The 19,174-nt window shown below is 64.8% G+C and carries 18 protein-coding genes; 8 read left to right on the plus strand and 10 right to left on the minus strand.

Going from position 1 to position 19,174, the window contains the following annotated elements; translation table 11 throughout:
• Positions 1 to 185: 185 nt before the first annotated feature.
• The 9 genes from VGV07_RS11420 to VGV07_RS11460 form a co-directional block, all read right to left on the minus strand.
• Positions 186 to 956, minus strand: coding sequence for an enoyl-CoA hydratase/isomerase family protein (locus tag VGV07_RS11420; protein ID WP_326868817.1), 771 nt, complete (start codon positions 954 to 956; stop codon positions 186 to 188).
• A gap of 115 nt (positions 957 to 1,071) precedes the next feature.
• Complete coding sequence (locus VGV07_RS11425; RefSeq protein WP_326868818.1) at positions 1,072 to 2,265, minus strand: CoA transferase; 1,194 nt, start codon at positions 2,263 to 2,265, stop codon at positions 1,072 to 1,074.
• 225 nt (positions 2,266 to 2,490) lie between these two features.
• Positions 2,491 to 3,255, minus strand: a complete 765-nt coding sequence (locus VGV07_RS11430; RefSeq protein ID WP_326868819.1) for an SDR family NAD(P)-dependent oxidoreductase — start codon at positions 3,253 to 3,255, stop codon at positions 2,491 to 2,493.
• Positions 3,255 to 4,433, minus strand: coding sequence for an aldose 1-epimerase family protein (locus VGV07_RS11435; protein ID WP_326868820.1), 1,179 nt, complete (start codon positions 4,431 to 4,433; stop codon positions 3,255 to 3,257). The genes VGV07_RS11430 and VGV07_RS11435 overlap by 1 nt, the downstream gene beginning before the upstream one ends.
• Positions 4,434 to 4,443: 10 nt before the next feature.
• Positions 4,444 to 4,776, minus strand: coding sequence for an L-rhamnose mutarotase (locus tag VGV07_RS11440; RefSeq protein WP_326868821.1), 333 nt, complete (start codon positions 4,774 to 4,776; stop codon positions 4,444 to 4,446).
• 3 nt (positions 4,777 to 4,779) lie between these two features.
• On the minus strand, positions 4,780 to 5,694 hold the full coding sequence (locus VGV07_RS11445) for a carbohydrate ABC transporter permease (RefSeq protein WP_326868822.1): 915 nt from the start codon (positions 5,692 to 5,694) through the stop codon (positions 4,780 to 4,782).
• Complete coding sequence (locus VGV07_RS11450) at positions 5,681 to 6,613, minus strand: sugar ABC transporter permease (protein ID WP_326868823.1); 933 nt, start codon at positions 6,611 to 6,613, stop codon at positions 5,681 to 5,683. The genes VGV07_RS11445 and VGV07_RS11450 overlap by 14 nt, the downstream gene beginning before the upstream one ends.
• Before the next feature lie 225 nt (positions 6,614 to 6,838).
• Positions 6,839 to 8,110: an ABC transporter substrate-binding protein gene (locus tag VGV07_RS11455; RefSeq protein WP_326868824.1), complete on the minus strand. Its 1,272-nt coding sequence runs from the start codon at positions 8,108 to 8,110 to the stop codon at positions 6,839 to 6,841.
• Between the two features lie 40 nt (positions 8,111 to 8,150).
• The gene (locus tag VGV07_RS11460; protein ID WP_326868825.1) at positions 8,151 to 9,302 is read right to left on the minus strand and encodes a mandelate racemase/muconate lactonizing enzyme family protein; all 1,152 of its coding nucleotides are present in this window, start codon (positions 9,300 to 9,302) and stop codon (positions 8,151 to 8,153) included.
• 84 nt (positions 9,303 to 9,386) lie between these two features.
• Between VGV07_RS11460 and VGV07_RS11465 the strand changes: the two genes are divergently transcribed.
• Positions 9,387 to 10,082: a GntR family transcriptional regulator gene (locus VGV07_RS11465; protein WP_326868826.1), complete on the plus strand. Its 696-nt coding sequence runs from the start codon at positions 9,387 to 9,389 to the stop codon at positions 10,080 to 10,082.
• Between the two features lie 220 nt (positions 10,083 to 10,302).
• Here VGV07_RS11465 and VGV07_RS11470 read toward each other — a convergent pair whose 3' ends face one another.
• Positions 10,303 to 10,956 carry a GntR family transcriptional regulator gene (locus VGV07_RS11470; protein ID WP_326868827.1) on the minus strand — a complete coding sequence of 218 codons (654 nt, stop codon included), beginning with the start codon at positions 10,954 to 10,956 and terminating at the stop codon, positions 10,303 to 10,305.
• A 259-nt stretch (positions 10,957 to 11,215) separates the two neighbouring features.
• Here VGV07_RS11470 and VGV07_RS11475 point away from each other — a divergent pair, with 259 nt between their 5' ends.
• From VGV07_RS11475 to VGV07_RS11505, 7 genes are all read left to right on the plus strand, one after another.
• Positions 11,216 to 12,331: a sn-glycerol-3-phosphate ABC transporter ATP-binding protein UgpC gene (locus VGV07_RS11475; RefSeq protein ID WP_326868828.1), complete on the plus strand. Its 1,116-nt coding sequence runs from the start codon at positions 11,216 to 11,218 to the stop codon at positions 12,329 to 12,331.
• 37 nt (positions 12,332 to 12,368) lie between these two features.
• The gene (locus VGV07_RS11480; RefSeq protein ID WP_326868829.1) at positions 12,369 to 13,634 is read left to right on the plus strand and encodes an ABC transporter substrate-binding protein; all 1,266 of its coding nucleotides are present in this window, start codon (positions 12,369 to 12,371) and stop codon (positions 13,632 to 13,634) included.
• 157 nt (positions 13,635 to 13,791) lie between these two features.
• On the plus strand, positions 13,792 to 14,727 hold the full coding sequence (locus VGV07_RS11485; RefSeq protein WP_326868830.1) for a sugar ABC transporter permease: 936 nt from the start codon (positions 13,792 to 13,794) through the stop codon (positions 14,725 to 14,727).
• A 7-nt stretch (positions 14,728 to 14,734) separates the two neighbouring features.
• Entirely contained in the window at positions 14,735 to 15,622 is an 888-nt protein-coding gene (locus tag VGV07_RS11490) for a carbohydrate ABC transporter permease (protein ID WP_326868831.1), read from the plus strand.
• A gap of 71 nt (positions 15,623 to 15,693) precedes the next feature.
• Positions 15,694 to 16,848: an enolase C-terminal domain-like protein gene (locus tag VGV07_RS11495; RefSeq protein WP_326868832.1), complete on the plus strand. Its 1,155-nt coding sequence runs from the start codon at positions 15,694 to 15,696 to the stop codon at positions 16,846 to 16,848.
• A gap of 45 nt (positions 16,849 to 16,893) precedes the next feature.
• Positions 16,894 to 18,147, plus strand: a complete 1,254-nt coding sequence (locus VGV07_RS11500) for an extracellular solute-binding protein (protein WP_326868833.1) — start codon at positions 16,894 to 16,896, stop codon at positions 18,145 to 18,147.
• Positions 18,148 to 18,214: 67 nt separating this feature from the next.
• A complete protein-coding gene (locus tag VGV07_RS11505; protein WP_326868834.1) occupies positions 18,215 to 19,174 on the plus strand; it encodes a sugar ABC transporter permease in 960 nt (319 codons plus the stop codon).

The raw sequence follows: 19,174 nt of genomic DNA on the forward strand, positions 1-19,174 counted from the left end.
TGCGCTCGCCTCGGGGGATGGACCGGATACTACGGAAAACCCGGCCCCGTCGTCATGCTTCAGGGCTGGCTCGAAATCCAAACCGCCAAGCGCGCCGTCCAAACCCTCGCCGCACACCTCAATGTGTGAATCTAGTAGCCCCCAAGGGAGAGGGGGCGCAGGGGCCGAAGCCCTCGGTAAGTCAGCTACCGCCGTTTGAACACCGGTGCCCGCTTCTCCTTGAACGCTGCCCGGCCTTCGCTCGCATCCTCGGTAGCAAAGCAGATTGCCTGAAGGTCGCGCTCGTAGCTGATGGCGTTGGCGATCGAGAGCTCCCAGGCGGCGCGGAGGTTCAGCTTCGCCGTCTCGGCGGCAATCGGGGCGCGTGAGGCAATGGTGGCGGCGAGGCGTTTGGCTTCGGCCAACAGTTCAGTGCGTGGCACGATGCGGGAGACGAGGCCCCAGCGTTCGGCTGTCGCGGCGTCAACGGAATCGCCGGTCATGATCATCAGCGCGGCATTGGACGGGCCCACCGCATGGGCGAGGTTCACCGCCATGCCGCCGCCGCCGATCCAGCCGAGCTTGATCTCCGGCGCCGCGAAACTGGCATTGTCCGATGCAATGCGGATGTCGCAGGCCATGGCGGTCTCGAGTCCGCCGCCGAAGGCATAGCCGTTCACGGCGGCGATCGAGGGCTTCAGCAGGGCGCGGATGGCGTCGCAATAATCCGGCCGGTTGCGGAAATTCCAGGCGCTGTCGTAGTCGTCGAGGGTGCGGATGTCCGAGCCGGCGGAAAATGCCTTCTCGCCGGCGCCGGTCAGCACCACGGCGCGGATGGCGTCGTCGGTGTTGAACTCGGTGGCCGCGGCAACCAGCGCCGCCGCCATTTCCGGCGTCATGGCGTTGAGCTTTTCCGGCCGGTTGATGGTGATGATGCCGACGAAGCCGTCGCGCTCGACGAGAATGTTCTCAGACATGGCTTGTTCCTGACTGAAAGATTGGCTGCCCCCTCCACCGGCTTCGACGGTCCCCCTGCGGTGAGGGCTTGGCCCTCATCCGGACCCCGCCCCGCGGGGGAGGATCACGGAGAGATCAGATGTCGTTCTCTGCCACTGCGCCCTTGGCCAGCAATTGTTCGATCGCTGCGTCGTTGAAGCCGGCTTCGAGCAGCACGTCGCGGCTGTGCTGGCCGACCACCGGGGCGCCGCGTTCGACCGTCGATGGGGTCTTCGAGAACCGGATCGGGAAGCCCGGGGTTTTCACATGGCCTTCGGTCGGGTGGTCGTACTCGACGAAGGTGCCGTTGTGCTTGATCTGTTCGTCCTCGACCAGGTCGGCATAGCCATAGACCGGGCCGCACCAGATGTCGGCAGCGCGCAGCAGCTCAAGCCATTCGGCCGTGGTCCTGGTCTTCAGCCGGTCGCGGGTTTTGGCAAAGATCTCGTCGCGCTTCGTCCAGGTGTCGACCTCGTCGTCCATCGTAAGGAAGCTCGGCTCGCCGATGGTCTGGCCGAGATTGGCCAGCTTGGGGAAGGCGACGATGATGAAGCCGTCGGAGGTGGCGAAGGCGCCGTAGGGGGCGCGGATATAGACATGGGCATGCGGCTCGGCCGAGCGCACCTGCGGCTTATGGCCGACGGTGAACACCGAGAGTTCCTGCATCTGGATAGTGGTGATGGCGTCGAGCATGTTCACCTGCACCAGCTGGCCCTCGCCGGTGCGCTCGCGATGCAGCAGCGCTGCAAGCGCGCCCTCGAAGGCGGTGTAGGCAGTGATGCCATCGACCAGGTACAGCCCCGCTGCATTGGGCGGTTCGCCCTCGCGGCCGGCCGACAGCATGGCGCCGGACATGCCCTGCAGCACCAGATCCTGGCCGGGCCGGTTGAGATAGGGGCCATCCTCGCCATAGCCGGAGATCGAAACGTAGACGAGGCGCGGATTGATCTTCGACAGCGTCTCGTAGTCGACCCCGAGGCGCTTGGCGACGCCCGGCCGATAGTTCTGCAGGAACACGTCGGCAGTCTTCACCAACTCGAGCAGCACAGCCTTGCCGTCCGGGTCCTTGAGGTCGACGGCCAGCGAACGCTTGTTGCGGTTGAGCGACAGGAACGAGACGTTGACCTTGTTGCCGCGCGCCCCGCCGGCGGCGGTGTGGCGCTGCCACTCGCCGGTCACCGGCTCGACCTTGACCACGTCAGCGCCGAGATCGCCCAGCCGCTGCGCGGCGAACGGGCCGGCCATGGCGATGGAGCAATCGAGAACGCGGTAGCCGGAGAGGATGCCCATGGGGTTAGTGCCTTATGCTTGAATCAGCTGGTGTGTGTCGTTGGGTATGAGCGCGGGGCACACCCCCACCCAGCCTCCCCCGTCGAGGGGGGAGGTGTCCGGCCGGTGTGACAGGCACGATCGAGCGCCAAGCACGGAGCGGCACCTCCCCCTCGACGGGGGAGGTTGGGAGGGGGTGCGCCGCACGCGCGAACCTTCCAGTCAGCACCGTCATGCTCATTCACATCAATGCATGTACCAGCCGCCATCCACATGGATGGTCTGGCCGGTGATGAATGACGCCGCGTCGGAGGCGAGGAACATCAGGATGTTGGCGATGTCGGCTGGCGCGCCGCGGCGCTGCAGGGCCTGGGCTTCATAGATGCGCCTTTCGTAGGCGGCGGGGTCGGGGTGGATCTTTTCGGCGTCGGTGGGGAAGGCGCCCGGCGCCACGGCGTTGACGGTGATGCCGTGCTTGCCGAACTCGCGCGCCCAAGAGCGGGTGAGGCCGACCAGCGCCATCTTCGATTGCACATAGGGCGTGAGGTCCGCCCAGCCGCCCGAAATGGTCACCGACGAGATGTTGATGATCCGGCCACGCTTCGTCGTCTTCATGTGCGGCAGCGCCACCTGGACGCAGACGATGCCGGCATCGACATTGATGCGCTGCACGAGCTGCATCTCTTCGATGCTGTAATCCTCGAACGGCTTTGAGGGATAGATCGCGGCGTTGTTGATGACCACGTCAAAGCCGCCGAGCTCGGCGGAGAGTTTTTGCAGCCCGGCGCGCAGCCCGGTGAGGTCGGCGAGATCGAGCTTGGCGACCGTCAGGCCGCTAAGGCCCTGGGCCGCTTGCAGCAGCGCGGCAACCTTGTTCGTGTCGTTGTCGATAGCGACGACTTTTGCGCCGGAACGCAGCAGCTCGAGCGTCGTTTCGAGCCCCAGCCCGCCGGCCGCGCCGGTATAGAGGATGGTCCTGCCCTTGAGCGAGCCGAAGTGGTCAGCACCCATCAGCGGCCGCCGATCGTCAGGTGGTTGCCGGAGGGCAGCGGATATTCACCGTCGGGTTGGCCGCCAATGGCGCGAATGCGCGCTTCGCTGGCGGCGATATCGGCCGCGCCGTCGAGGATACGGAAGGTGCTGTCGTAACGGCGCTCCTCGCCATGCTGCAGCCAGATCATCTCGCCGCGCTCGCGGGCGGCGTTGTTGCCGAGCACGTGGTTGGTGGATGGCTCGATGCCGAGGGCATATTGCCCGGCCTGCAGGTTCTGCCATTCGTAGAGGCAGGGGAACTGCGCCTTGCTGGTTGCGACCTCGAAGCCGAGCCCAAGACGATCGTTGACCAAGGCAACGAATTGCTTGCCTTCCGCATCGGTGGCGAGTTCGTGCTGCCAGACCTGCTCGTGGAAATCGAGCTTTGGGGCACTGAGGGTGCGGTAGCCGACCCCCTGCTTGCGGTAATCGTTGCCCGCGTGGGCCGCCCACACTACGTCATCGATCGGCGCGAGGTAGCGCGAGCCTGCGTCGAGCACCGGGTGCCCGACATTGATGTGGTAGCAGTACATGTGAGGCGTCCTGTAGAAGCCGTGGTTGACCACCCGGTCGCTGATCCGGATTGCGTTGCCGCCAACGTCGGCCTCGATGCGGCGGATCAAATGCAGGTCTTCGCCGAACACCGCCGATTGCTGCACGATACCCTCGGCCCACAGCACGCACGCGTCGCCATCCCACTCCTCGCCATAGCCGGTGAGCTTTGCCGGAATGGTGCCGACACGGCCGTGCAGCGAATGGCTGACAGTGGCCTTGGGCGAATAGACATAGCTGTCGGCCGGCACCTCGTTCATGAACAGGATGTGGTCGAGCCCGCAGGTGACGAGAAGCCCCGAGAACGAGCGAGCCCAGGCGAGGCCGCCTTCGCCCTCGTATTCATGAAGGCCCGGGTGGCGGAAGCCGGAAGGGGAGTTCCAGCCGATCGCCTGGCCCTTGAACTCGCAATCGGCGATATCGAGGGCGCGGTCGACCAAAGCAGTGAAGCGGAGGCCCGAACCGGTGCGGAACTCGAGCATGCGGATGCCGCGCTCGACTCCGTCGCTCAGTTCCATCAGCCGCACGCCGGCGAACTGGCTGAGCATGCCCGAGCGCTCGGCGATCTCGCGACGGGTATAGGTCCGGCCGTTGAGCGCAACCATGAGTAGGTCCTCAGTCGAGATGGTAGATTTCGGGGATCATGCTCCACCACTCGCCGGGGGAGGCAGTGTCGAGCGGCGCCTGGCACAGGTCGGTGAGGGCCAGCCACTGTTTGGTGATGGCCTTTTCGCCCAGCACCTTCATGTCGGCCTCGTAGTCCGACCCGGTATATTCCCAGTAGCCGAACAGCAGCATTTCGGGTTCGCGCAGGTAGATCGAGTAGTTGCGGATGTTGGCCGCGCTCAGCGCTGCGTTCATCTCCGGCCACGGCTCGGCGTGCAGGCGCTTATACTCGGCGAGCTTTTCCGGCTTCACGCCGATCACCATGCCCATGCGCTGGACCATGACCTACTCCTTGGTACCGCCGGCGGTCATGCCGGAAACGAGGTAGCGCTGCGCGAACAGGAAGACGAGCAGCACCGGGGCGATGGCGAGCAGTGTCGCCAACGCCAGCGCCGAGAGCGTGATGGTGGTCGACGCCGCATTGGTGGGGTTGAAGGCCGGCACGTTCGACAGCAGTTCCGCGAGGCCGACCTGGATCGGCGCCTTGCGGCCAGGCAGCGTCACATAGGGCAGGAAATAGTTGTTCCAGTTGCCGGTGAAGCTGAAGAAGCCGACCAGCGCGATCACCGGGGTCGACAGCGGCATGGCGATCTTCATGAACACCTGCCACTCGCTCGCCCCGTCGAGGCGCGCCGCCGAGAGCAGGTCGCGCGACACCGCGGTCGAGAAGTAAATGTAGGTGAGGTAGACGCCGAACGGATAGAACGAGAACGGCAGGATGGCTGACAGCGGATTGCCGATCAGCCGCACCGCGCTCAGTTCGAGAAAGATCGGCAGCACCAGCGCCGTCGACGGGATCAGCATGACGATCAGCGTCACCACCAGGAGGAGCTTGCGGCCGCGGAACTCGGTCATCGCCAGGGCGTAGCCGGCGGGGATCGAGATGCAGAGGGTGATCACCAAAGCGGCGACGCAGTAGAACACCGAGTTGCCGATCCAGGTCCAGATCAGCCCGCCCTGGAAAGTCATGAGACTCTGCCAGTTGCTCAGCAGGGTTCCGATATCGCCAAGGGCGAACGGGGCTTCGAGCAGCAGCTGGCGATCGGTCTTGGTTGGCGCGATCAGCAGCCAGCAGAGCGGCACGACGAAGAACAGCGCGAAGACGATGAGGATCAGGATGCCGAAGGCGCGGCCGAGCCAGGCGCCGGGCGTCAAGTCCTTCATGCGGGTACCGACGATTTCGGAGTTAGGCGCGCTCAAACAGGCCACCCTTGAAAACGAAGTAGATGGAAAGGGCGACAGCGACGGCCAGGAGCACCAGCGAGATCGCCGCCGAGCCGTTGAAATCGTTCTGCTTGAAGGCGTAGAGGAAGGCGAGCTGGTTCAGCGAATAGTCCTGCCCGACCACGCCGCGGCTCGCCTGCGCGAGGACGCGCGGCTCGACGAACAGCTGGGTGCCACCGGCAAAGCTCATGATCACCATGTAGGCGATCCACTTGCGCATCAGCGGGATCTGGATCGACCAGGCGATCCGCACCGGGCCAGCGCCATCGACGCGGGCGGCCTCGATCACGTCCTTACTGATATTGTTGAGCGCGCCATACATGATGACGATCCAGCCGCCGGCGCCGGTCCAGAAGGCGATGACGGCGAGGACGATGGGCAGGCGGCTCGCGTCCACGGCGCCGACGAAGCTCTGGATGCCCAAAGCCTGCAGCAGCCACGACACCGGGCTGACGGTGGGGTCGAGCACGAACAACCAGAGCATGACGCTCGAGGCGCCGGCCAGCGCGCCTGGGATGTAATAGACGAAGCGCATGGCGCCGGAGAACCACTTGAGGCCTATCGAGTGGACGAGGATGGCGAGGGTCACCACCAGCACCACCAGCAGCACCAGCCAGACGATGATGAAGATGCCGACATGCTCGACCGCCGGCCAGAACCGGTAGTCCTTGAACACCTTGAGGAAATTGTCGAAGCCGACGAAGGCGCCCTTCTTGGTGAAGGCGAGATAGATGGCATAGAGCGCCGGCAGGATGCCGAAGGCGATGAGGAACAGCGCGTAGGGCGTGGCGAACAGCACCCCGATACGGCCCTGGGCGCGCTCGACGCTCATGCCTTTCTTCGGGCCCTCGAGGGCGACGGCAGCAGTGGCAGCGCTATGGTCAATCGTGCTCACTTGGCGGCTCCAGGCACTAGACAGACGTCACTTGGGGTGGATGTGGCAGGACCTATCCCACCCACCAGCTGTCATCCCTGCGAAAGCAGGGACCCAACTCGCATCCCGCGCGGGCGGTGACATGGGTCCCTGCTTTCGCAGGGATGACATCGAGGACAAACGGAATGCGTCGATGCAGACTGCCAGGAGCGCTTCTGCGCGCCCCCGGCGAACTCAGGCTCAGACTCACTCCACCGTGTAGCCGACGACCTGGGCTTCGTTCTTCATTTCCTGCTGCCAGTCAGCCGACAGCTCGGTCATGGTCTTGCCGGCGGCGAGGCCGGGAGTGATGACCTTGGCCCAAGCGGTCTCGGGGGAGAAGTTGGGGTAACCCCAGCCGTTCCAGACGCTCGAGGCGGCGGTCTGGATAGCGGCCTTGAAGTCGCCGGCATAGAAGCCGCTCGCCGCCTGCGCGTCGAGCCAGGCATCGGCCGCCGCCTGGTAGGCGGGGAGACCGCCGGTGCCGGCAACCTTGGGGTCGGACGTGACGAACTTGAGGAAGGTCTTCACTGCCTCGGGGTTCTGGGTGTGGCTCGAGGCATACCAGACGCCGCCGCCGACATTGCCGGTGACCGCAGCGCCATCGGCCCATTTCAGCGGCGGCGCCGCGACCCAGTCGCCGGCCTTGGCGTTGACGCCGCCGGGGTTCTGGAACAGCGCGCCGGCGTACCACGCCGCGCCGGGGATGGCGACGAGCTTATCGGCGGTGGCGACGAAGTTGGCGCCGAACAGGCTGTCGAGCGTCAGGGTCTTGTTGGCCACCATATGGTCGATGAGGTTCGACACCTTCACCGAGTTCGGCGCCGCGGTGTCGGACTTGAAGGTCTCACCCTCGAGCTGGAAGATCGGCGCTTCGCCGCTCCAGTAGTAGACGTAGGGGCCGGGGAAGGCGTCGCCGATGGCGCCGAGGAAGTAGCCCGGGTGTTCGGCGGCGAGCTTGTCGCTCAGCGCCTGGTACTCTTCCCAGGTGGTCGGAGCGGCGTAGCCGAACTGATCGAGCAGCGTCTTGTTGTACCAGAACAGCACCGGCGCGAGGTCGTTGCGGAGGCCATAGACCTTGCCGTCGACGGTCACCGGATCGAGGGCGCCAGGGGTGAAGCCATCGAGGAAGGCCTGGTCGAGGAAGCCCTCGTTCAGCACCTGGGCGAAGGCCTGGGCGCCATTGTTCTCGCGCGCGGCCCAGGCAGCGTCGTTGTTCTGGGTGGAGAACACCACGTCCGGCCAGCCTTCATTGGCCTGGTCGGCGAGGCTGATCTTGGTCTGGAAGGTGCCCGAGGCGCCCGAGGAGCCGTCGTCGAGCACGAGGTTGACCGGCACTTCCGGATGCGCGGCGATGAACGCCTCGACCGCCGGCTGACGGGTGGCGTCGGCCCAGACGGTGATGGCACCGTCCTGGGCGAGGGCGGCGCTGGCGACGAGGATCGCCGAGAGCGCCACGGTGGTGCGCAGAAGATTCATAAGGATGTCTCCTCCCTGGATGACTGTAGATCGTTGGCTGTCAGGCCGCGCGCAGCGGCTTGGCGACGCGCGGATTGAACGGGGCTTCGCCGAGCTCGGAGCGCGGCAAGAGATTGGGGCGGGCCCAGTCGCGACGGGCGGTTTCGTTCAGGACCAGGCCGTGGCCCGGGCGATCGGGGGCGTAAGCCCAGCCGTCCTTGATCTCGACCGGCTGATCGACCAGATGGTCGAAGTTCTGGAACGAGTATTCGAGCCACTGCACTTCGGGCAGGGCGCAGGCGGCGTGGATGCCGACCTCGAGGAAGGTATTGCCGAGGCTTACGGGCACGCCGCGATCGGCGGCGAGCCAGCCGATCCGCATCACGTCGGTGACCTGGCCATGGACGTTGAGGATGTCGGTGGCGTCGGCTTCCATCAGCAGGCGCTTGCCATGAGCATCGAGATATTCGCCCGAGTTGATCAGCGTCCAGTTGGCCGCGTCCTTGAGCATTTTGAGGCCGGCATAGTCGTTGCGCAGGATCGGATCCTCGACCCAGAGCAGTTCGTGGCCGGCGTCGCGGATGGCGGTGAGCTTCACCAAAGCTTCCTTGGCGCCCCAGGCCTCGTTGGCGTCGATCATCACCAGGGCATCCTTGCGGACCACCTGTTTGAGGGTGTTCAGGCGGTTGAGATCCCAGTCGAAGTCGGGGTTACCGACCTTGATCTTGAAGGCGCGGTAGCCGATCGCGTCGGCATGGGCGAAGAAACGGGCGAACTCGTCGTCCGAGAGATGGTAATCGAGGCCCGAGGCATAGGCTTCGACCTTGTCACGGCGGCTGCCAAGCAGCTGGTGCAGCGGCAGGTTCACCTGCTTGGCGGTGAGATCCCATAGCGCCACCTGCAGCGCTTCATGGAAGGGCAGGGTGTAGGCGCGCTGGTTGCCGCCGCGCGGCCGCCCGACGCGGTGCACCAGGCCGGCTGGTGGCTGGCCCTCGAGGCCAGCCCAGACTTCCGAGCGGAATACCCGCTCGATCTCGGCCTGATCGGGCAGCGGGAAAAACAATGTCTGGATAAACCCCAGCCCGACCGCCCCGGTATCGGCAATCAGTTCGAGCGCCGCTATGTTCACGTCATCGGCGCGGACCTGGCTGTCGCCGATGACGCGGTCACGGGCAAACTGGAAACGGGTAATGCGGAATTCCGAAATGCGCATAGGCTGGCGATCTCTGATCGACTAACATGGACATCTGATATATCAGACGATGACGCTAATAGACCAAGGGAGGCAGGCGCACAAGTGGCTGTGAATGGGGATGCCGATATCGGTTTGGCGGAGGCGCAGCCGGCTGGGCGGCTGAGCGATCTGGCCTATACGCGGATCCTGGAGAACCTGTTCGATCGGCGGCTGCCGGCAGGCGCGTTCGTCTCGCAGAACGACCTGGTGAAGCTGCTCGGCATCCCGGTGGCGCCGCTGCGCGACGCGCTGCGCACGCTCGAGGTGGAAGGCATTCTCACCATCCATCCGCGCTCCGGCATCCAGTTCGTCAAGCCCGGGCTCGAGCTCACCAAATCGACCTACCAGTTCCGTACCATCATCGAACGCGCCGCGGTGCGGACGTTCGCCGAGCTCGGCGACGAGGACCTGATCCGCGACCTGGGCGACCGGCATCGCGCCGCCGCCCGGCACATCGAGGCGTCGGGGCTGACGGCCGACGTCATGGAAGAGATCGAGGCGCTGGAGAAGCTCCTGCATAACTCGATCATCGCCATTTTGAGGAACGCGCTGATCGAGACCAGCTACCGGCGCATGCACACCTATCTCAGACTGGTGCGGCTCGACCGCAAGCTCACGGCACCCCTGGCGCAGCGCTCGATCCGCGAGCACCTCGAAATCATCGAGGCCTGCGAAGCGCGCGACCCCGACCGCGCCGAAGCGGCGCTGGTGGCGCATTTCAACGCGGCGCTGCAGCGGCATCTGGGGATGTTCGTTTGAGGGGGTGGCTTGTCGCTCGTCGCTTCGCTCCAAGCGCGCATCGCTTTGCGATGCGATACCCCTCATCCGGCGCTGCGCGCCACCTTCTCCCTCAAGGGGAGAAGGCGATCACCTCCGGCATCTCAGTCAGGCCTTCTCCCCTTGAGGGAGAAGGTGGCCGAAGGCCGGATGAGGGGTACGCGGTGCGAAGCAGCGCCGATCCGAGCGGAGCGAGGAGCGACTAAGCGGCAAACGTCCGGTGGGTCGAGCCCTGGAAATGCGCTTCCATCGCGGCGATCGCACCGGCGACGTCGCGCTGCTCCAGCGCCGCGATCACCCGCATGTGCTCATCCACCGTATCCACCAGGTAACCGCGGAAGCCGGGGCGGCGGTGGACGCGTTGCGCCATGCGGATGTTCTCCTGCAGGCGCTCGTGGGTATCGAGGATGGCGCGGTTGCCGAGCGAGGCAACGATCTCGCGGTGCATGCGGCCATCGAGTTCGAGGAACGGGATATGCGCCGCCTCGAACGGGCTGCCGTCGGTGAGGCTGATGCGGCACTTCTCGTGGTTCGAACGCATGTCGGCCAGCCAGGCCTCCGAGACGGTGTCGCCGAAGCTCTTCAGTGCGAAGATCTCGATCATGATGCGGAACTGGTAGTTCTCGCGGATGAACGCCACCTCCGGATAGACGATCTTGATGCCGGCCCGCGGCTTGATCTCGACCAGCCCGAACTCTTCCAGCAGCACCAGCGTTTCGCGCAGCGGCGACAGCGACAGCCCGAGCAGCTCGCAGAGTTCGGATTGGGTCACCACCATGCCGGCTTCGAGCGTGCCGTCATTCATCGCCTTGCGGAAGCGGCGGTACCCTTCGTTGTCGTTGCGGACGTCAGACATGTTCACCGATGAATAGGTCGAGAGGCGTGTTCGGACTTTAGTATATCAACAGGCGATTTGAAAATCTCAGCAGAACGCCAGAGAACACAGGTTTCTGCGGAAGTTGCAAGCTACCAGATCGCCTCATGAGCGTGGCGCTGGGCGCTGTGAGCGAGAGTCGATGCCTTGACTTGAGATATCATTGGCGCTCAATAATATCTCAACGGAGGGGTCTCATGAAACTGGTGACGGTGTCGCGCTCGGCGAAGAGGGGCTGCTAGTGGCCGCGGTCGAGCTCAGGAACGTCCGCAAGTCGTTCGGAACGGTCGACGTCATCAAGGGCGTCGATCTCAGCATCGACAAGGGCGAGTTCGTGGTGTTCGTCGGCGCCTCGGGTTCGGGCAAGTCGACGCTCCTGCGGATGATCGCCGGGCTCGAGACGGTGAGCGATGGCGACATCCTGATCGACGGCGACGACGTGACCTTCGCCGAGCCGTCGGAGCGGGGCATCGCCATGGTGTTCCAGTCCTACGCGCTCTATCCGCACATGAATGTCTACGACAACATCGCCTTCAACCTGAAGCTGGCGCGGTTCGGCAAGGACGAGATCGACAAGCGGGTCAAGGAGGCGGCTCGCATCCTCCGCCTCAACGAGCTGCTCAGCCGTTCGCCGGCGCAGCTGTCGGGCGGGCAGCGCCAGCGTGTCGCCATCGGCCGCGCCATCGTGCGCAACCCCAAGGTGTTCCTGTTCGATGAACCGCTGTCGAACCTCGACGCGGCGTTGCGCGTGCAGATGCGGCTCGAGATCGAGCGGCTGCACCGCGAGCTCGGCACCACGATGATCTACGTGACGCACGACCAGGTCGAGGCGATGACGCTCGCCGACCGGATCGTGGCGCTCGACAATGGCCGCATCCAGCAGGTCGGCCCGCCGCTCGATCTCTATGCGCGCCCCAACAACCTGTTCGTTGCCGGCTTTATCGGCTCGCCCAAGATGAACCTGTTGCCGGCCAAGGTGCTGAGCTCGGCAGGAGGCAAGGCGACCTTTGGGCTCGACGCCAGCAAAGCCACGCAACTGGATCTCGCCGCCAATGGCGCCGGTGTCGGCGATGCGGTGACGCTCGGGGTGCGGCCAGAGACGCTGCAAGTGGTGCCCGCGGGCGCCACGGTGCCTGCCGGGCTCACGGCGCTGCCGGCCAAGGTCGAGTCGGTCGAGCGGCTCGGCAACATCACCTACGCCTATCTCGATGGGGGAACGCCGGAGGTGATCACCGTGCAGGTGATGGGCCATTCCGACCTCGAGCCGGGGCAGGAGGTCCAGGTCGGGTTGCGGTCCGACCAGGTGCACGTATTCGACGCAGCTGGCGCCGTCATGGCGTCGGCAGTCGGCAGGTAAATCCGGCGCCAGAGCTGGACACAAAGGAGGAGAGACTATGCTTCGTACAAGGACCGCCGCGCTTGCCGGCGGCGTCGCGCTGAGCCTGATGGCCGGCGCCGCGATGGCCCAGGATGCGGTGACGCTGAATGTCTGGTCGGACACGCCGCGCCTCACCATGTTCGATCTCTACGACAAGACGCACGACAACGTGACGCTCAACGTCACCACCGTGGCGCCGGCCGACCTGATCGCCAAGATCCAGCTGGCCCTGCAGGCCAAGAGCGAGATCCCCGACGTGATCTTCATGTCGGATATCGGCTACACCGCGCAGCTCTCGACCCGCCGCTCGAACTACCTGCTCGATCTCACCGACAAGGTGCCGCAGGCGCTGCAGGACGAGTTCTACCCGAACGGCAACTCGCCCTGCCATGTGAACGGCAAGCTGCTCTGCATGCGCAACGACCTGGCGCACATGATCGTCTGGTACGACAAGCCGGCGATGGAAGCGCTGGGCAAGGCCGTGCCCACCACCTGGGAGGAGTTCCAGAAGCTCGGTGAAGAGCTGGCGCCGCAGGGTCTCAGCCTCGGCACCGGCGTCGAGGCGTTCCCGCTCTACGCCATGCTGGTGTCCGACGGCTGCGACATGGTGATGCCGGTCGAGGGCAAGGAAGACACGGTCAAGATCGACTTGACCACCGAAAAGTGCCTGAAGCCGGCGCGCATGGTCGACGCCATGCTGAAGAATGGCAGCCTGACCAAGGTCGGGCCGTTCGAGCCGGATTTCGTAGCGCTCGCCAAGGGCGGCAAGATCCCGCTGATGATCGGGCCGACCTGGTTTGGCGAATACGTGATCAAGCCGACCTATGAATGGCCGGCCGGCAAGCTCGCCGCGGCGCTGCCGCTGAAGTGGGACGACCAGAGCCAGCCGCTGACCTGGAGCTGGGGCGGCGGTACCTATGGCGCCTGGAAGGACACCGCGCATCCGGCAGAAGCCGTCGATCTCGTGACCTGGATGTCGACCGACGTCGCCAACCAGACCGCGGCGGTGACGCTGCCGGGGCACCGGCCGTCGGCCGAGGCCTGGGGCGCGCGTCTCGCCAGCGACGCCTATTATGCCGATCCGAACGTCTTCAAGGTGGAAGCCGATGCGGCGGCGTTCAGCCACCCCGGCTATGTCAGCCTCCGCTTCTCGGTGAGCGACGCGATCGCCAAGGTGGTGGTGCAGCCGCTTGCCAGCGGCGGCACGGTGGAGGGGGCGTTGCCGGCGCTGCAGACCGAACTCACCAACCTCGCCAAGCTCAACGGCTACCAGGTCGAGTAACCAATGAGACCGGCCGGGCGCCTCGCGCGTCCGGCCGACCGGAGCGCTTTCAGGGAAAGTTGCAGACTTTTCCGGTTCGAAAGCGCGACAAATCAGAGACTTGGAGCATGTCGCCGATCTCAAAGAAGCGGTGACGTGCTCCAGTTCAGGGGAAATGATGAGCGCGACGGCAATGGCAGGGGATGTGAGGGCGGTGGCGGGCGACCGTGCCCGCAAGGCCAGGCAGAAGGCACGGCGCGATACGCGCATGTCGTATCTGCTGCTGGCCCCTTACTTGCTGCTCCTGTTGATGTTCGGGCTGTTCCCCATTGCCTATGCCTTCGGGCTCAGCTTCTTCGACACCATCGAGATGGTGTTCTGGGGTTTCACCAATTACCAGTTCGTGTTCGACGATTTCCGCGTGCCGGCGAGCGTCGTCAACGTGCTGGCCTTCGTCGCCATCTGGGTGACGCTGACCATGGTCGGCGTGGCAGTGCTGTCGCTGATGCTCGACAGCATCAATCGCAAGACCGCCAATACACTGAGGACCATCTATTTCCTGCCTGGCGCCGTCACCTCATCGGCGATCGTTGTGCTGTGGCTGTTCGTACTCGACCCCTCGGTCAGCCCGTTCCAGCCGGTGATGCACACTTTGGGCTGGGGCACGCGCGCCGACGTGGTGTCGGGCATCGGGCTCGCCGGGGTGTTCGCCATCATGGCGTATTTCTCGGCCTCGGGCGGCTGGATCGTGGTGTTCGGCGGGGCGCTGTCGAGCCTTCCCACCGAAGTAATGGAAGCGGCGCGCATCGATGGCGCCAACCGCTTCCAGCTCGCTACCCGGATCAAGCTGCCGATGATCTGGCGCTCCCTCGTGCTGATGGGGATTTTGAGTTTCGCCGGCGGCCTGCAACTGTTCGTCGAGCCGCAACTGATGGGGCTGGCCGGCCCGCAGTTTGCGCAGAACGACTGGTCGCTGAACCAGATGGCATTCCAGTACGCCTTCCGGATGGGCGATTTCGGAGCCTCGGCGGCGCTCAGTACGCTGCTGGTCGGAGCCTCGATCGTCATCGCGCTGGTGATCGTTTTCGCCACCAAGTTCTACAAGATCGATTGAGGGCGCAATGAGCACCAGGACGGCACCGCTGCGCATCAATCCCGGCCGCTTCGTCGTCTTCGCGACGCTGGCCTTCGCGGTGTGCTTTTACGGCATTCCGCTGCTCTGGCTGTTCATCGCCGGCACGCGCTCGGAATCCTCGCTGCTGACGCAGTCGCCGTTCGCGCTGGGCGATTGGGACTCGTTCGTCCGCACCTGGAATAACCTCACCACCTACAACAACTTCCAGATCCTGACCTGGACGGTGAACTCGCTGATCTACGTGGTGGGTGGCGTGCTGCTGTCGCTTATCGCCTGCATCCCCGCTGGCTATGCGCTGGCCGCCTCGGAGTTTCCCGGGCGCAGGCTGGTGCTGATCCTCACGCTGATCGCCATGATCACGCCGTCGACCGCGGTGGTGCTGCCGATCTTTCTCGAACTCAACATGCTGGGGCTCAGCAACACCTATGCCGGGCTGATCCTCGCCTCGGGCTTCTTCCCGTTCGGCGTCTATCTCACCTATGTCTACTTCTCGACCTCGCTGCCCAAGGGCGTGATGGATTCCGCCCGGGTCGATGGCGCCAACCGGTTCCAGCTGTTCAGCCGCATTGCGCTGCCGCTGGCCCGGCCGATCATCGCGCTGGTGGCGTTTTTCAGCTTCCTCGGCATCTGGTCGAACTACTTCCTCGCCTTCGTGCTGCTCAGCGACGACAAGCTCTACAACCTGCCGGTGGGGCTGACGGCGCTGGTGTCGGGCTCGGGTGCGCTCAGCAACCTGCCGTCCAACGACGTGCCGATCAAGAAGCCCGAGGTGGTGCTCGCCGCCATCCTCGTGGTGCTGCCGGTGCTGCTGATTTTCATGGCCGCGCAGCGGTTCGTGCGCTCCGGCACGCTGTCGGGCGCGGAAAAGGGTTAGCGGCGGGCACCGCAGGCCTGGCAAAGCCAGTTCTGCCGGGTCCGCACAAGCAATTGTCTATGGAGGACTGAATGCAGATCACGGGATTCACGGCATGGCTGGTCGAGCATGAGCCGGGCCCGAAGTTCATCTGGCGCGACGGCATTCCCGGCTCGCACGGTGACATTCCTCGGGGTTCCAAGCCGCACAAGGCGGTGATCCGGATGGAGACCGATGCCGGGATCAACGGGGTCATCGAAATGGGCCGCGGCGAGGCGGTGATCGACCTGGTGCGGCGGCGCTATCACGAGTTCATCGGCGAGAACCCGCTGCTTACCGAGCGGATGTGGCGGCTGATCTGGGAACTCGATCGCATCGAGGAGTTCCACATGCGCCATCTCGGCATGCTCGACATGCTGTGCTGGGACGTGAAATCGCAGCACGCCAGGATGCCGATCTACCAGATGCTGGGCGGCGACGACCGGGTGGTGCCGGCCTATGCCTCGACGGTCACCTGGCCGACGATGGACGAGTACGAGCGCTACATCAAGATGAGCCGCGATGTCGGCTTCAAGGCGTTCAAGCTGCATGCCTGGGGCGGCCCGGTAAAGCGCGACATCGAGCTGTGCAAGAACCTGAGGCAATGGGTCGGGCCCGATGCGGACCTGATGTTCGATGGCTCGGCCGGCTGGGACTATGTCAACGCGCTGGAGTTCGGCAAGGCGATCCAGGACCTGGGGTTCCTCTGGTACGAGGAGCCGATGCGTGAGTTTCACCTGGGCGCCTATACCAAGCTCTGCGAGAAGCTCGACATCCCGATCCTCGCCGCCGAAACATCGGATGGCGTGCATGGCAACATGGCGACCTGGATCGAGAACAAGGCGCTCGACATGACGCGCGTCTCGACCTTCTACAAGGGCGGGTTCACCGGCTCGATGAAGGTGGCGCATCTCAGCGAAAGCCACGGCATGCGAGCCCAGGTGCACGGCATGGGGCTCGAGAATGCGCAGATCTGCGCCGCCATTTCCAACAACGACTATTACGAGCAGCTCGTGATGAACGAGGAGCAGATCAAGGGCCTCGACAAACTCGGGCCGCTCTCGATCGTCGATGGCAACCTGACAGTCAACGACGAGCCGGGCATCGGCTACGCGTTCGACTTCAAGCAACTGGATGAGACGGCCCTTACGAAGGTCTCAGTCACCGAGCGGTTGACGCCGCGCGGGGCCGAGGTACCATGGCACTGATATATCAGACTAAGTAACTGAGCTATCATCAGGGAGGAGAAACTCATGACGGCCAAGTTCGACAGACGATCAGTCCTGAAGCTGGGCGGCGGTATGCTGGCGGCTTCGGCGCTGTTGCCGCACCAGGCGTTCGCCCAACAGACCGCGATCAACTACTGGCACACCTTCACCAGCCAGTCGGAAGCCGCCGGGCTGCAGGCGGTGCTCGACCTGTTCAAGGCCGCGCATCCCGACGTCGCGGTGACGCCCGAAAACATCCCGAACCCCGAGTTCATGGCCAAGATCACCGCGGCGGTGGTGGGCGGTAGCCGTCCGAATGTCACGATGGTGGCATCCGAGCGCTTCGAGGACCTGCTCGCGATGGGCGCGCTCAGCGACATGACAGACCGGATTGCCGGCTGGGAGCGGCGGGCCGACTTCGACGACAAGCGCTTCGCCTCGATCACCAAGGACGGCAAGACCTACGGCGTGCCGGGCTTCACGTTCGTCGACTGGGGCTATTACCGCAAGGACTGGTTCGACGAGGCGGGCCTTGCCGCGCCGACCACCTATGACGAGTTCCGCGATGCGGCCATCAAGCTTACCGATGCCAGCAAGGGCCGCTTCGGCTTCGGCCTGCGCGGCGGCCCCGGTGGACAGAACTTCGTGGTCAACGTCATCGAGGCCTTCGGCTCGCCGGTGAAGAAGGAAGACGGCTCGATCGGGCTCGACCGCGATATCGTCATCAAGGCGCTCGACTGGTATGCGGGGCTGCTGGTCAAGGACAAGGCGGTGCCGCCGAGCGCCGCCAATGATGGCTTCCAGCAGGTGATCAGCGGCTTCCAGACCGGGCAGACCGCGATGATCTGGCACCATACCGGCTCGTACCAGGACATTGCGTCCAAGCTGAAGCCAGGCGTCGAGTTCGGCACGTTCGCCATGCCGGCTGGCCCGGCCACCCGCGTGGCGCGCCTCGCCTATGCCTATAACTGCATCACCAACGACGAAAACGCCGACGCCGCCTGGGAGTGGATCAAGTTCTGGGGCGAGCCGGATGCCGCCGTCGCCTTCCTGGAAAAGACCGGCTACATGCCGGCCTCGACGGTCGCGGCGCAGGACGAGCGCATCGTCGGCAACCCGATGTACAAGGCCGCCGCGGATACGCTCGGCTTCGGCATCCCGCAGCCGAGCTTCCCGGGTGCGGCCGGCTGGGCGCAGAACACCGTGCTGCCGGCACTGCAGCAGATCCTGATCGGCCAGGCGACGCCCGACCAGGCTGCCGACCAGATCATCGAGGGGTTGGCGGCGGCCATCGCCTGATGCATGGCGGCCGGCCCCCGGCCGGCCGCCTTCTTCCCCGACCCGATCAACGCGCTAAGGAGCCCTGATGAGCCGAGGCCGTGCCATGGCTGCCCTGCCGCCGCCGCGCTCCACCTGGGACGCGATCAATCCGTTGCGGATGCTCGGTGAACTGAGCGAGACGCGCTACTGGATGTATCTGCTGCTGCTGCCGAGCGCGCTGCTGATCACCGCGATCGTGCTGTTCCCGACCGTTTACGGCTTCCAACTGAGCTTCACCGAGATGCGGCTCAACCGGCCCGCCGGTAACGGCGCGTTCGTCGGGCTCAAGCATTACCAGCGCATGCTGGCCGATCCGATCTTCTGGCTGTCGCTGCGCAATACCGCCGTGTGGGTGACCTTCTCGATCGTCATCGAATTTGTCGTCGGCCTCGTCGCCGCGCTGGCGCTGAACCGCAACCTGCCGGGCGGCAAGATTCTGGCCGTGCTCATCCTCGTGCCCTACTTCCTGCCCAACGTGGTGGCGGGCAACATGTGGGCGCTGATGCTCGACAGCCGTGTCGGCGTCGTCAACGACATCCTCGTCAATATCGGCCTGCTCGACAGCTACAAGGCGTGGTTCGCCGATCCCAACACCGCGATGGCGACGGCGATCTTCGTCGAAGCCTGGCACAGTTTCCCGTTCTTCACGCTGCTGATCATGGCGGGCCTCAAGGGCATTCCAGCCGATCTCTACAAGGCCGCCGATATCGACGGGGCAGGAGCATTCGCGCAACTGCGGCTGATCACGCTGCCGATGCTGCGCACCATCATTGCCGCGGCGGTGATCCTGCGCGTCATCGGCCTCGTCAACTCACCGGACCTGCTGCTGATCCTGACCCAGGGCGGGCCCGGACGGTCGACGCAGGTGCTGTCGCTTTATGCGTTCCAGAACGCTTACTCGGATTTCAACTTCGGCTACGCGGGGGCGCTGTCGGTGGTGATGTTCGTCCTGCTGATGCTGTTCGCCTGGGCCTATATCCGGCTCAGCAAGGTCAACCAGGACTAG

It is taken from the genome of Devosia sp. (genome assembly GCF_035944845.1).
GTDB lineage: Bacteria > Pseudomonadota > Alphaproteobacteria > Rhizobiales > Devosiaceae > Devosia_A.

Excerpts from the sequence above, each read along its gene's own strand:
- VGV07_RS11460 (WP_326868825.1), bottom strand. The coding sequence starts at position 9,302 with ATGCGCATTTCGGAATTCCGCATTACCCGTTTCCAGTTTGCCCGTGAC.
- VGV07_RS11480 (WP_326868829.1), top strand. The coding sequence starts at position 12,369 with ATGCTTCGTACAAGGACCGCCGCGCTTGCCGGCGGCGTCGCGCTGAGC.
- VGV07_RS11495 (WP_326868832.1), top strand. The coding sequence starts at position 15,694 with ATGCAGATCACGGGATTCACGGCATGGCTGGTCGAGCATGAGCCGGGC.
- VGV07_RS11485 (WP_326868830.1), top strand. The coding sequence starts at position 13,792 with ATGAGCGCGACGGCAATGGCAGGGGATGTGAGGGCGGTGGCGGGCGAC.
- VGV07_RS11500 (WP_326868833.1), top strand. The coding sequence starts at position 16,894 with ATGACGGCCAAGTTCGACAGACGATCAGTCCTGAAGCTGGGCGGCGGT.
- VGV07_RS11435 (WP_326868820.1), bottom strand. The coding sequence starts at position 4,433 with ATGGTTGCGCTCAACGGCCGGACCTATACCCGTCGCGAGATCGCCGAG.
- VGV07_RS11440 (WP_326868821.1), bottom strand. The coding sequence starts at position 4,776 with ATGGTCCAGCGCATGGGCATGGTGATCGGCGTGAAGCCGGAAAAGCTC.
- VGV07_RS11425 (WP_326868818.1), bottom strand. The coding sequence starts at position 2,265 with ATGGGCATCCTCTCCGGCTACCGCGTTCTCGATTGCTCCATCGCCATG.
- VGV07_RS11455 (WP_326868824.1), bottom strand. The coding sequence starts at position 8,110 with ATGAATCTTCTGCGCACCACCGTGGCGCTCTCGGCGATCCTCGTCGCC.
- VGV07_RS11505 (WP_326868834.1), top strand. The coding sequence starts at position 18,215 with ATGAGCCGAGGCCGTGCCATGGCTGCCCTGCCGCCGCCGCGCTCCACC.
- VGV07_RS11430 (WP_326868819.1), bottom strand. The coding sequence starts at position 3,255 with ATGGGTGCTGACCACTTCGGCTCGCTCAAGGGCAGGACCATCCTCTAT.
- VGV07_RS11470 (WP_326868827.1), bottom strand. The coding sequence starts at position 10,956 with ATGTCTGACGTCCGCAACGACAACGAAGGGTACCGCCGCTTCCGCAAG.
- VGV07_RS11420 (WP_326868817.1), bottom strand. The coding sequence starts at position 956 with ATGTCTGAGAACATTCTCGTCGAGCGCGACGGCTTCGTCGGCATCATC.
- VGV07_RS11490 (WP_326868831.1), top strand. The coding sequence starts at position 14,735 with ATGAGCACCAGGACGGCACCGCTGCGCATCAATCCCGGCCGCTTCGTC.